This is a genomic window from Ruminococcus sp. AM31-15AC, assembly GCF_003462045.1.
GTDB lineage: Bacteria > Bacillota > Clostridia > Oscillospirales > Ruminococcaceae > Hominimerdicola > Hominimerdicola aceti.
Genome location: NZ_QTYG01000060.1, coordinates 1 through 13412, shown reverse-complemented (window position 1 = coordinate 13412; position 13412 = coordinate 1). Strand labels below are relative to the sequence as shown.

The 13412-nt window shown below is 40.8% G+C and carries 10 protein-coding genes and 1 pseudogene; 8 read left to right on the top strand and 3 right to left on the bottom strand.

Features of this window, described 5'->3' with window-relative positions:
• Positions 1-182: 182 nt before the first annotated feature.
• The 5 genes and pseudogenes from adhE to DW793_RS12535 all read left to right on the top strand — a co-directional run bounded on the left by adhE (position 183) and on the right by DW793_RS12535 (position 6841).
• Positions 183-2800, top strand: a pseudogene (adhE, locus tag DW793_RS12555) (bifunctional acetaldehyde-CoA/alcohol dehydrogenase).
• Positions 2801-3082: 282 nt separating this feature from the next.
• Complete coding sequence (locus tag DW793_RS12550; RefSeq protein ID WP_118158339.1) at positions 3083-4579, top strand: L-aspartate oxidase; 1497 nt, start codon at positions 3083-3085, stop codon at positions 4577-4579.
• On the top strand, positions 4576-5415 hold the full coding sequence (gene nadC / locus DW793_RS12545; protein WP_022288437.1) for a carboxylating nicotinate-nucleotide diphosphorylase: 840 nt from the start codon (positions 4576-4578) through the stop codon (positions 5413-5415). The genes DW793_RS12550 and nadC overlap by 4 nt, the downstream gene beginning before the upstream one ends.
• Before the next feature lie 62 nt (positions 5416-5477).
• Positions 5478-6032: a DUF3592 domain-containing protein gene (locus tag DW793_RS12540; RefSeq protein ID WP_022288436.1), complete on the top strand. Its 555-nt coding sequence runs from the start codon at positions 5478-5480 to the stop codon at positions 6030-6032.
• Positions 6033-6052: 20 nt separating this feature from the next.
• Positions 6053-6841, top strand: a complete 789-nt coding sequence (locus DW793_RS12535) for a nucleoside phosphorylase (RefSeq protein WP_118158338.1) — start codon at positions 6053-6055, stop codon at positions 6839-6841.
• 41 nt (positions 6842-6882) lie between these two features.
• Here the strand turns inward: DW793_RS12535 and DW793_RS12530 are convergent, their stop codons facing one another.
• The gene (locus DW793_RS12530; protein WP_243236624.1) at positions 6883-7506 is read right to left on the bottom strand and encodes a pentapeptide repeat-containing protein; all 624 of its coding nucleotides are present in this window, start codon (positions 7504-7506) and stop codon (positions 6883-6885) included.
• Between the two features lies 1 nt (position 7507).
• Positions 7508-8260: a glycerophosphodiester phosphodiesterase family protein gene (locus tag DW793_RS12525; protein WP_181983414.1), complete on the bottom strand. Its 753-nt coding sequence runs from the start codon at positions 8258-8260 to the stop codon at positions 7508-7510.
• A 197-nt stretch (positions 8261-8457) separates the two neighbouring features.
• On the opposite strand from DW793_RS12525, the gene DW793_RS12520 reads away from it, so the two are divergent.
• From DW793_RS12520 to DW793_RS12510, 3 genes are all read left to right on the top strand, one after another.
• Positions 8458-9678: a peptidylprolyl isomerase gene (locus tag DW793_RS12520; protein WP_118158335.1), complete on the top strand. Its 1221-nt coding sequence runs from the start codon at positions 8458-8460 to the stop codon at positions 9676-9678.
• Between the two features lie 211 nt (positions 9679-9889).
• Positions 9890-10525 (top strand): hypothetical protein, encoded by a 636-nt coding sequence (locus DW793_RS12515; RefSeq protein WP_252969891.1) that lies wholly within the window; start codon positions 9890-9892, stop codon positions 10523-10525.
• A complete protein-coding gene (locus tag DW793_RS12510; protein WP_252969890.1) occupies positions 10522-11967 on the top strand; it encodes a serine hydrolase in 1446 nt (481 codons plus the stop codon). The genes DW793_RS12515 and DW793_RS12510 overlap by 4 nt, the downstream gene beginning before the upstream one ends.
• A 49-nt stretch (positions 11968-12016) precedes the next feature.
• Here DW793_RS12510 and DW793_RS12505 read toward each other — a convergent pair.
• Positions 12017-13412, bottom strand: a 1396-nt coding sequence (locus DW793_RS12505; protein WP_252969889.1) for an AI-2E family transporter, incomplete at its 5' end; no start/stop codon positions are given.

The following is a 13412-nucleotide window of genomic DNA, read 5'->3' as shown; positions in this document are numbered from 1 at the left end:
ATCATAAAACAATGTTCAATATTTATGTATATTGCATAATAAAGTGACGTAAAATATCAAAAAAGCTGTAACTTTATAAGATTGACAAAAAAATAACAATCGTATATAATATAACTAAGATAAAACCCGAGCGGGGGTTATCAAGAGTAAAAACAATAATTAATTTATTGGAGGTTTATTTTATGGCAAAGAGTGAAGCTAAAACAGTCGGCATCGTCGATACAGAGGAAGCTCTGACTGCTAAGATCGCTGAAGTAAGAGCTGCGCAGGCAATCTTCGCTACCTACACACAGGAGCAGGTAGACAAGATCTTCAAGGCTGCTGCTATCGCTGCTAACAAGGCAAGAATCCCACTTGCAAAGATGGCTGTTGAGGAAACAGGCATGGGTATCGTTGAAGACAAGGTTATCAAGAACAACTATGCTGCTGAGCACATCTACAATAAGTACAAGAATGTTCAGACTTGTGGTGTTTTTGAGGAAAATAAGGCTTACGGCACAATGAGAATTTACGAGCCTATCGGTCTTATCGCTGCTGTTATCCCAACAACAAACCCAACTTCTACTGCTATATTCAAGACACTTATCTGTCTTAAGACAAGAAATGGTATCATAATCTCACCACACCCAAGAGCAAAGAAGTCAACTATCGCTGCTGCTAAGATCGTTTATGATGCAGCTGTTGCAGCAGGCGCTCCAAAGGGTATCATCGGTTGGATCGATGTTCCTTCTCTTGAACTCACAAACATGATCATGAGAGAGTCTGACACTATTCTCGCTACAGGCGGTCCTGGAATGGTAAAGGCTGCTTATTCATCTGGTACACCAGCTCTCGGTGTTGGTGCCGGTAACGCATCAGCTATCATCGATTCTTCTGCTGATATCGTAAACGCTGTAAACTCTATCATTCATTCTAAGACATTTGATAACGGTATGATCTGTGCTACAGAGCAGACAGTTATTGCTGATAAGACAGTTTACAACGATGTTAAGAAGGAATTCATCAAGAGAGGTTGCTACTTCCTTAATGATGAAGAGGCTGACAAGATAAGAAAGACAATGCTTATCAACGGAGCTCTTAACGCTAAGATCGTTGGTCAGCGTCCTGTAACTATTGCTAAAATGGCTGGCTTTGAAGTTCCAGAGGATACAAAGGTACTCATCGGCGAGGCTACAAGCACAGCTCCAGAAGAGGCTTTCGGTCACGAAAAGCTCACAACTATCCTTGGTATGTACAAGTCAAAGAACTTTGACGACGCTCTTGACATCGCAGAGGCACTTCTCGTAAACAATGGCGGTCTTGGTCATACTTCAGTTCTTTGGGTAGATAACATAAACGAGAGAGAAAAGCTCAATAAGTTCGCTGCAAGAATGAAGACTTGCCGTCTTATTGTAAACACACCTTCTTCACTCGGCGGTATCGGTGACCTCTACAACTTTGACTTTGCTCCTTCCCTCACACTCGGCTGCGGCTCATGGGGCGGCAACTCAGTTTCTGAGAACGTTGGCGTTAAGCACCTGCTGAACATTAAGACAGTCGTTGAGAGGAGAGAGAATATGCTTTGGTTCAGAGCACCTGAAAAGGTATACTTCAAGAAGGGTTGTCTCCCTGTTGCTCTTGACGAGTTGAAGACTGTTATGGGCAAGAAAAAGGCATTCATCGTAACAGACCAGTTCCTTTATAAGAATGGTTATACAAAGGCTATCACAGATAAACTCGATGAAATGGGTATTCTCCACGAAACATTCTTCGATGTTGCTCCAGACCCAACACTTGCTTGTGCACTTGAGGGTGTTGCTCAGTTGAGAGCTTTCGAGCCTGACACAATTATCGCTATCGGCGGTGGTTCTGCAATGGACGCTGGTAAGATCATGTGGGTTCTTTACGAGCATCCAGACGCTGACTTCTTCGATATGGCTATGAGATATATCGATATCCGTAAGAGAGTTTACACATTCCCTAAGATGGGTGAGAAGGCATACTTCATTGCTATCCCAACATCTTCTGGTACAGGTTCTGAGGTAACACCTTTCGCAGTTATCACTGATGAAAAGACAGGTACTAAGTATCCTCTGGCTGACTACCAGCTCATGCCTAACATGGCTATCGTTGATACAGATATGATGATGTCTGCTCCAAGAGGTCTGACTTCTGCTTCAGGTATCGACGCTCTGACACACGCTCTTGAGGCTTATGCATCTGTAATGGCTACAGATTACACTGACGGTCTTGCACTGAGAGCTATGAACTTATCTTTAAGTATCTGCCAGATGCATATGACAACGGTCAGACAGACGTTAAGGCTCGTGAGGAAATGGCTACAGCATCTACAATGGCTGGTATGGCATTCGCTAACGCATTCCTCGGTGTTTGCCACTCAATGGCTCATAAGCTCGGTGCTTATCATCACCTGCCACACGGCGTTGCTAACGCTCTCCTTATCACAATGGTAATGAGATACAACGCTGACCCAACACCTAGAAAGATGGGTACTTTCTCACAGTATCAGTATCCACATACTCTTGAGAGATACTGCGAGTGTGCACATTCACTTGGTATCGTTGGTAAGAACGATGAGGATACACTCAACAAATTCATCGACGCTATCGAAGCACTCAAGGAAAGAGTTGGTATCAAGAAGACTATCGCTGATTACGGCGTAGACGAGAAGCACTTCCTTGAGACTCTTGACAACATGGTTGAGGACGCATTTGATGACCAGTGCACAGGTGCTAACCCAAGATACCCACTTATGAGCGAGCTTAAGGAAATGTACCTCAAGGCTTACTACGGCAAGTAATCTTTGCTGACTAAGCAATTTGCAGAATAACTGATATTTGATTATTAGTTGATCTATAATAAACCTCCGACTGCTTGTTCCCTTTTGGGAGCAGGCAGTCATTTTTTTTGTTAAGTTGCACTTAAAATAATTTAAGGTATGTGTATTATATATGCAAATAACAGTTGAAAAAGGGAAAAATATATGGTATAATGGAATAAGTATAAATTATTTCAGAGCAATATCTGATGTGATTTTTACATAACACTTGGCGACACTCCGCCATATAAAGAGGTTATAAATATGAACAACAAAAATTATGACGTTATTATCGCTGGCTGCGGTGCGGCAGGTCTATATGCAGCACTTAACCTTTCCCGTGATTTAAATGTACTTGTGCTTTCCAAAAGAGAGCTGACCTTGTGTAACTCTTCTCTTGCACAGGGTGGAATTGCAGGTGTTTATGACAATCCAAAGGACTCGCCTGAATATCACAAACATGATACATTTGTAGCAGGCGGATTTGAAAATGATCCTGAGTCCACTCAGGTCCTTGTTGACGAAGCCTATATTGACATTGGAAAACTCATAGAGCTTGGCGCTGACTTTGATAAGTGTCCTGATGGATCTTATCACCGCACTCTCGAAGGTGGACACGGTATGAACAGGATTTTTCATCATGCCGATACCACAGGTCTGGAGATCGAAACAACTCTACTAAGAAATGTTCAACAGCTAGATAATGTTGAGATACTCGAAAATGCCGTTATGTGCAACGCAAAGAAAACCGAAACAGGTTTTTCCATTCTTGTGCTGACTAATGACAACGAATATACGACATATAATTGCAGATACGCCATTTTTGCAACTGGTGGAATAGGCAGAGTTTACGAATACACTACAAACTCCGCTATCGCAACAGGCGACGGCATAACTATTGCTCATGAGCTTGGAGCAGAGATAAAAAATCTCAGCTATATCCAGTTCCACCCAACAGGCTTTAACAACAAGCACACTCGTGAAACTTTCCTTATCTCGGAATCTGTCAGAGGCGAGGGAGCTTATCTTAAAAACTGCAACGGCGAAAGATTTATGCAAAACTATGACGATCGTCTGGAGCTTGCACCTAGAGATGTTGTTTCTCATGCGATCATGGCTGAAGCCAAGAAAACAGGCTCTGACAAATTCTATCTTGATATCACTCACAAAGACCCTGAGTTTGTCAGAAACAGATTTCCTATGATAAATGAAAAGCTTCTCGAAGCAGGTTATGACATGACTAAGGATATGATACCTATTTTCCCTTGTCATCATTACCTTATGGGCGGCATAAATGTTGATACATATGCAAGAACTAACATTGACAGGCTTTATGCCTGCGGCGAATGTTCACATACAGGTGTTCACGGCAATAACAGACTTGCAAGCAATTCCCTACTTGAAGCTTTGGTATTTTCAAGACGTGCTGCGGCTGACATCAATGAGAAGATAAAATCTGACAGTGTTGACCTTGAAACATACGATTTCAAGATAGACAATGAAGCCCCGCACATTCCTCATGGCATAAGAACAGAGATAAGAGATATAATGCAGCGTGCATATTTCGTTATCCCTGATAAGGAGGCTTTGCCGCCTGATCTTGAAGAAGTAACAAAGCTAAAAAATTTCCTTTGTGACGGTAATTTCAAAATAGACAGAGATTATGTTGAAGCAAGGTCTCTTACAACTGTCGCTTATATCGTATTAAAGGACGCTATCGAAAAGCTCAAATCCAAAGAAAAAATGGAGGAAAACAAATGAGATTAATGCAGTTTCAGATCGACGATATCATTAAAACAGCTCTGCTGGAGGATATCAACTATATAGACGTTACAACGGATTATCTTGTTGACGAAAATTCAGTTTCAACAGCAAAGTATGTTTCAAAGGACGAAGGCGTTCTTTGTGGAATTGATGTGGCAATGAGAGTTTTTCAGCTTCTTGACAGCAATGTTAAATGTGAGATATTTATCCATGACGGTGAAAAAGTCAAGAAAGGCGACATTATCGCAAGAATAACAGGCTCAACAAGAGCCTTGCTCAAAGGCGAAAGAACGGCACTGAATATCGTTCAGCATATGTCAGGCGTTGCAACTGCAACAAACAGATGCGTTGAGCTTGTAAAGGGTACAAAGGCGTCTGTTGCGGATACAAGAAAAACGCTCCCAGGTCTTAGAGTTTTGCAGAAATATGCAGTTACAGTAGGCGGTGGAAAAAACCACAGATACAATCTTTCAGATTGCGCAATGCTAAAAGACACTCACCTTGACGCATATGGCAGCATGACTGGTGCGGTAAACGCTCTTAGAGAAAAAATGGGGCATACTGTCAAGATAGAAGTTGAAGTCGGAAACCTTGAAGAACTCAAAGAAGCTCTTACACTTGGCGTTGAGATAATCATGCTTGACAATATGACAAATGAAGATATGGCAAAGGCTGTTGAGATGACAAATGGCAAAGCACTTTTAGAAGCTTCAGGAAACGTGACCTCTGAAACAATCCGTGCAATAGCTGAAACGGGCGTTGATATCATTTCTATCGGTGCTATCACACACTCAGTCAAGGCATTTGACATTTCAATGAAAATGGAAAAGTAAGATAAAACAAAAGCCAACGCCATATTAAAGTGTTGGCTTTTATGCTTAAATGGGGGAAAAATATGCGTTATTACAAAAGATCTCATGTGCATTACAGCAAATCAGCAATGAAAATAATAGCGTTAGTTTTCATGTTGGTTGGCGTGACATTTCTTGCAGTTGGAATAGGTTTTGCAATACACCAAACTCAACTCAAAAACAGATGTACTCTTGAAGTCAATGCTATAATATCAGACATTCTCAGCAAAGATGAACGACATGAGAACGATGACGGACACGTATCATATAGCACAGTTTACACACCAGTGTATTCATATAACGTTGACGGACAGCTCTACACCACTCACAGCAATACATATTCCAGCAACATCAGATACAGAAGAGGACAAACGATACAGATATTCTGTGACCCTGACGACCCTGAAACGTTTTATGCACCAAATGATACAACCAATACCATATTAACAGTTGTTTTCTGTGGATTAGGCGGGCTGTTTGCGATTATAGCAATAGTGCTTATCATAGTGCTTATACATATAAAGAAAAAGCAGAAATCCGGAAAAAATTTTGCAGAAAATGAATTATACGAAGAAAATAATTATCCATACGACGAATAATTCTGAGAGGAGGAATTTTTATGGCAAGCATTATGGACGGTGAAAGACAATTTCACATCAGAACTATCCCTGATGAAGTGGGCAGATATGTTATTATGCCGGGTGACCCTGGAAGAGTGCCGAAAATAGCGGCACTTCTTGATGGCGCAAAGCAGGTGGCTCAAAACAGAGAATACAATGTTTATACAGGCTATCTTGACGGCGAAAAGGTAACTGTGTGCTCGACCGGTATCGGAGGACCATCTGCGGCAATTGCAGTGGAGGAACTGGTAAAGTGCGGCGCAGACACATTTATTCGTATCGGTACAAGCGGAGGAATGGATCTTTCCGTTAGCGGTGGCGACCTTGTTATAGCTTCGGCGGCTGTTCGTGGCGAAGGTACGTCAAAAGAATATCTCCCCGAGGGCTACCCTGCTGTGGCAGATTTCACGGTCACAACTGCACTGGCAAAGGCAGCTGCGGCACTGTCAGAAGATAAGCTTGGAAAGCGTTATCATGTAGGTGTTGTTCACAGCAAGGACAGCTTTTATGGAGAAGTAGAGCCTGACTCAATGCCTGTGAGCGGCGATATAAATTACCGCTGGGACGCATATTTAAGGTGCGGCTGTATGACTTCCGAAATGGAATGTGCCGCAGTTTTTTCAGTAGGTATCGCAAGACACGTCCGTTGTGGAGCTGTTATAACAGCTATATGGAACGTGGAGCGTTCAAAGGCAGACCTTGAAGACAATGTGAGCGACGACACCACAAGAGGTATCCACTGTGCGGTGAACGCTGTGAAAATACTGATAGAACAGGATAAAAAGTGATAAAAAAGCCGCTGTGACGTTTATTGTCATAGCGGCTAAAATTATTTTATTCTTATTCCAAGGAGCATTGAAAGCTCCACAGCTTGATTGGCTGAAAAAACAGCGTTTCGGAGTTCTCTGAATGTATCAGAAACGCGCAGTCCACTTACAAGACAGGTAGAAAAATCAACGCCGCCGAGAGCCGTTCTGAAAAATGATGTGCCGAGATATTTACTTCCGCTTGTCTTAAACGCTTTTAAATTGCAGGAAACAAGCTCAGCCGATGACATATCACTGTTTTTCACCTGGGTTTCAGACAGCTTGCATTTATCAAAAATAGAATATCCGCAGTTTGAGGATTCAAAGGCTACACCTTGAATGGAGCAATCCTTGAACTCTGCGCCAACGAGCTTGCAGGAGCGGAACTCACATCTGCTGAGGTAGGATGAGTCCAGTGATGAATTTGACAGATCGCAGGATATGAACGTCACATCAACGAATGAGGAACGCTCAAAATCGCAATCTGTAAAGGTGCAGTTTTCAAACATACAGTTTATAAATGACAGGCAGGAGAGATCTTCGCTTTCAAGATATTCTCCGCTAAATTTACAGCCTGAAATATCGCTGTCAGTGCGTTTTGCAGTACGTTTGACTTCGTTAAGGTCGCACAATGGAAGGTCTTGCATCTTATTCACAGCTTTCCTCCCAATTGTCAGAAAAGTCAAAATCATCCGGAAACTGCTCTGCTATAACTGTCTTTGAAAACTGTGAAGCAGTTTCTATAAGATCTTTGCCTCTTCCTGTCCATGTGAGCAGGTCTGCGTCTATATCAACGGCCTGAAAGGCAGTTTCAAGGCTTATAGATCTGAGGTCGGCAGCAATGAACTGAGGCTTTGAAATAATTCTCCAGATAAACGGCTGAGCACAAATGAACCTTTCGATATATTCAAGGTCTATATTCTTTCTGTATTTTGAGATAAGCTGACCCCTTGTGACTTTTGGTGAATGAAACCTAAACCACATCACTGAGAATGGGTTAAAGCTCTGTACTGCAAATTCGCCTTTATATTTCTTCATCATATGGTCAACTCGGCTTTCAAGCTCTCCAAATGGCGCACCGCCTTTAAGCTCAATAAGAAGTGGCACTTTGCCGTCAACAGTTTTCAGCACCTCTGACAGCAGTGGTATCTTTTCATCACTGTTTTTAAGTTTAAAGGCAGAAAGCTGTTCATATGTGTAATCAAACACCTTGCCCTCAATGCCGCACATTCTCATAAGGTCATTGTCATGGAAAACCACAATGCGGCAATCCTTTGTTAGACGTACATCAAGCTCGATAGAAAGACATTTTTCAACCGCAAGCCTGAATGCGGTAAGAGAATTTTCAGGAACAAATTCTGAGTGAAGACCTCTGTGAGCAATATATTTGCCAAAATCCATATGGGATACCTCTTTTCGTATTAAAGTCATTTATATTATACTCTCCCAGGCTTAGATTGTCAACTATATCACGCTGGATAATATATATTTCATTCACAGAAAGTTTAAGAATTATCACACAGTATCATCACAATAATAAGATATAATTAAATTTATGTTATGCAGAGGATTTTCTCTCAAAGGAAAGGACAATTATTATGATAAAGAAATTAGCCGCTGTTACAGCAGCTCTCACAATAGCTATTTGCAGCTTTACTTCATGCAGCAAAAATAACGACAGCTCATCAACCGTATCTTCCACAGTGGATTCTTCTGTTTCAGCTGTTGACAGCACAGCTGAAAAACAAACACCTGAGCCGTCCCTTACAATTGATGGCAAGACCATTGATACTAAAAACTTTATCGTTTGCACCATTGACGGCAAGGATATTGATTTTGATACTTTCAGATACTACTATTATTATACTATAAGCAAGTACACTTCTACTTATGGAGCCACTCTTGACACTATCAAGTCAACTGACGGTGGTTTTGAGCTTCTTATGGAAGACGTTATCACTGCACTTAAGCAGGAACTTGTTGCACCTGAGCTTGCAGAAGAAAACGGAATTGAACTTACAGACGATGACAACAAGACAATTGATGGGCAGATAGCTAATGCAAAAGCGAAATATGATTCTGATGAAGCTTATCTTAATGACCTTAAGTCAGCTTACCTCACAGAGGATCTTTACAGAAAAATGCTTGAAACAGCTACTATCTATACTAAAGTAAACGATACTCTTTTTAAGAATGACGGTAAGTATGCAACTAAAAAAGAGGACTTTAAAAAAATAGTCAAGGATACAAGCGAGTATTGCCGTGAGATTCACGTTATGATCCCTTTCTATGCACAGGTAGATCTGGACGACAGTACCGCTGACAGTTATGACAGTATGTCACTTTCAGACAAAGCGAGCGCAAAGCAGTCAGCTTATGCGAAGCTTGATGATGACGGTGTAAAGAAAGCTAAGGAAAAGGCTAAGAAGCTTGCAGAAGAAGTTCTGAAAAAGGCTCAGGACGGAGAAGACTTTGATAAGCTTATTGAAGAGTACGGCTGGGATCTCGGACTTGAAGATCCTTCAACAGGATATTATTTCAACAAGGACACAACGGGATATCCTGAGGAGCTTGTAAAAGACGCTTTCAAACTGAAAGAAAACGGCATTTCCACTGAACTTACAGAGAATGACACATATGGATATTTCATAATCAAGCGTTTGCCGGTTGATATGGATTATGTAGAACAGAACATAGACGATATGATCTATTCATATGATACACCTGCTATCTCAAAGCTTTACAACGAAAGAATGGACAAAATGGAAGTCAAGTATTGCGACCAGTGGGACAAGATAACTGCGGACAGCATAACCTGATGGATCATGGTATGATTAAAGAGCCTGAGCAGATCTCAGGCTCTTTTTATGCGTTTTTGTGATTGACGTGAGAGTGAATATCTGATATAATAAAAGCTGAGGTGATCTTACGGACAGGCAGAAATTTCAAGATGCTTGCGATAAAATCATAGGCAAAAGCCGTGAACGCAACGGCATCGGAACTCTAGGCGAGAAAACGCTTCATGCTGTTTTGAAAAACTATTTTGAGCCATATGGTGAAAATCAGGAGATACGCATTGGCGGATATGTGGCTGATATCGTAGGAGAGAACGGTGTTATCGAGATACAAACAATACAGTTCAACAAACTGCTGAAAAAACTTGAAGCCTTTCTTGACTACTGCGACGTGACAGTGGTCTACCCTATCCCTGCGGTCAAATATGTCCGTTGGATAGATACTGAAACAGGAGAGTTGTCAGAAAAGCACAAATCGCCGAGAAAATACACTATCTATGAAGTCATGCCCGAACTGTACAAAATAAAATACACCCTTGATAACCCCAGATTTCATTTGTGCCTTTGTATGCTTGAAACCGAGGAGATAAGATTGCTTAACGGCTGGTCAAAGAACAAAAAGCGTGGATCTTCACGCCATGACAGGATACCAAAGGGACTTATTGACGAGATACACCTTGACTGCCCTGCCGACTTTGATATATTCCTCCCGGAGGACCTGCCAAAAAAGTTCACTTCTAAAGACTTTGCCCTTAATGCAAAGATATCTCGTGAATATGCACAGGTAACGCTTAATATACTCACATATCTTGAAAGAGTGAAACGTGTGGGCAAACAGGGTGCTAATATACTTTATGAGAAAACTGAATGAGCAAGGCTCTTTACATACAGTGCGAAAGGAAGCTGTCAATGAAACTAAAACGAAAAATCAGCAGGATATTATCCATGACGCTGGCAATAATGCTGCTTGTGCCTGCGATGTGTGCAGACGCATTCAATTTTACACCTACATCAGGCTATGACGATGACGGAAAAGCGATACCGTTGAAGCTTTACTCTGAAGCGGTCTATATGGTCAATCTTGACAGCGGTGAAGCTATCGTTGACATAAACGGTGAGGACGAGCGTGTGCCTGCTTCCCTAACAAAAATAATGACTGCTGTGGTGCTTCTGGACAAATTCAAAGGTGATGAACAAAAACTAAAAGATACATACTATTCAGCAGGCTCGGAAGCATTTGATGAACTATATGATACTGGTGCTTCAACAGCTGATATACAACCAGGCGAAGAAGTAAGCTGTTATGATCTCCTGGCGGCACTGCTTATCCCATCCTCATGTGAAGCAGCGAATATAATCGCTTTGAATGTGTCCGATTCCATAACAGAATTTACAGACCTTATGAATGAAAAAGCTGAAAAACTCGGCATGGAAAATACACACTTTTCAAACGCACATGGTCTGTGGGCGCAGCAAAATTATTCGTCCTGCAAGGATATGGCAACTCTTTGTGAATATGCCATAAGCAAATATCAGGTATTTCGTGATATTGTCTGTCTGCCAAGCTATCATATGGCATCCACCTCTTATCACTCAGATGGTACAGATATTTATAATACAAACCTTATGCTTGACTCAATGACCGATTATTACTACTCCTATGCTAAAGGCATAAAAACAGGCACCCTTGATTCCGCTGGAAGATGTTTAGCTTCATATGCGGAATATGAAGGCACCACATATCTTATTGTGACAATGGGTGCACCAATGGAAAAGCTTGAAGAAGATGTGAAGAAGAGCGAGGAAGATCCTGATTCCATATATGGTGGAGATAATGTTTACTACAACCTCCTTGATCACATCAGCCTTTACAAATGGGCATTTTCAAGTCTTGTAGCAACGGATTTTGTGGACAAAAACAGCGAAGTCCGTGATGTAAAGGTAAGCTACGGTGACGGCATAGATTATGCAAATCTAAAACCTGCAAATGGTTTTACAAGGCTGTGGCCTGTAGATATATCAGTAAATGATGTGGAAAAGAAAATAACCGTTTATGACAACGTTGTTGCACCTGTTGAAGTTGGCGATGTGCTTGGTAAAATGGAACTTGTCTACAAAGGTGAGGTGCTTGCAACTATAGATCTCGTTTCCACAACTAAAGTAGAACGTTCTCAAGTCAAAGCGAAGGTTAAAATAGCTAAGTCATACTTTGAGTCGTCTGTTTTCAAGGTCACATTAACAATACTTATTGCACTTATAGTAATATACTCTGTGATACATATTGCAAAAATACAGAAAAAATACATGAAATAAAATAAGCAGTCTGCTCACTATGAATTGTGAACAGGCCGCTCTTTTGCGTTTACTGATCTTTATTTTCGTTGTGATCGTCAACTATTTCTGGATCATCCTCTCTGTTGACCTCATTTACCTCATCAGCACTTGGAATGACCATGGCGTCAAGCTGTTCAGGCGTAAGCGGAATACGCTTTTCATTTTTCTTATACAAATGCTCAACATCCTCCATATAATAGTCGGTATCTACAGGGAGCTTCTTCTTTCTTAACCGCTGAACAACGCTCTCTCGTGTAAAAGTATAAAGCAATGCAAAAGTCGGAACTGCAATGACCATACCTATGAACCCGAACAAATTTCCAAAGAAGAACAGTGATACCAGCACCCAAAAACCCGGAAGCCCAGTAGAATCACCAAGTATCTTAGGACCAAGGATATTGCCGTCAAACTGCTGTAGAATAACTATGAAAATGAGAAGTATAATGGCTTTTTTAGGATCAATAAAAAGCATAAGTGCAGTTGATGGTATCGCACCGATTATCGGTCCAAAAAATGGGATAATATTAGTTACACCCACAAGAACACTTATCATGATGTTGTAAGGCATATTCATGATAGTCAGACCTATAAAGCAAAGAACTCCGATTATTGCCGAGTCAATGATCTTTCCGCTCAAAAAGCCTGCAAAAACTTTATTTGTTTCAGTGCAAACTCTCATGATCTTCTCACATGTAGACTTTTTTGTGTTTGCAATGATTATCTTCTTAGCCTGAGCAAGAAGCTTTTCCTTGCTGCAAAGCATATAGATAGAAACGATAAATCCAAATACAAAGTTTTTAAGAACAGTGATAACGCCCCATGCACCCGAAAGAATATTTTCAAACATCGGCTGTATCTTCTCGATAACGGTTCCCAAATCAGTTGAAAAAGCTTTGAGCTTCTCCGTAGCCATTGTTTCGATATCAGGATAGTTTTTAAACAGCTTATTTATCCAACCCTGCACTTTAACAACGATGTTAGATGCATTGTTAAAAATATCAATTATGGAATTTATAAGTTCTGGAACAACAACATAAGTAAGTCCAACAACTATCCCCAGAAAAACAAGTGACGCTACAGTTACTGAGCAGGCTCTGGTAAGCTTTTTCTTAGCTGGATTTTTTACCACTTTATTTCTGAACAGCTTTTCAAAATTCACCATTATAGGATTTATAAGAAATGCGATCACAAGACCAACTATAACAGGCGTAAGTGCAGAAACAAGTGTGGAAATAAGCTTTAAGATCGTATTAAATTTAAATACAGCCACTACCAAAAGCACATTTATAGCAATAACGATAACTGCATAAAATGCAATTGTGGTGTATTTCTTATTAGTTTGTACTTTCATATATTTTCCTTTCTCAATTACCTTAACTATTACTTTATTATACACTACATTATTTATAAATGCAAGGAATATA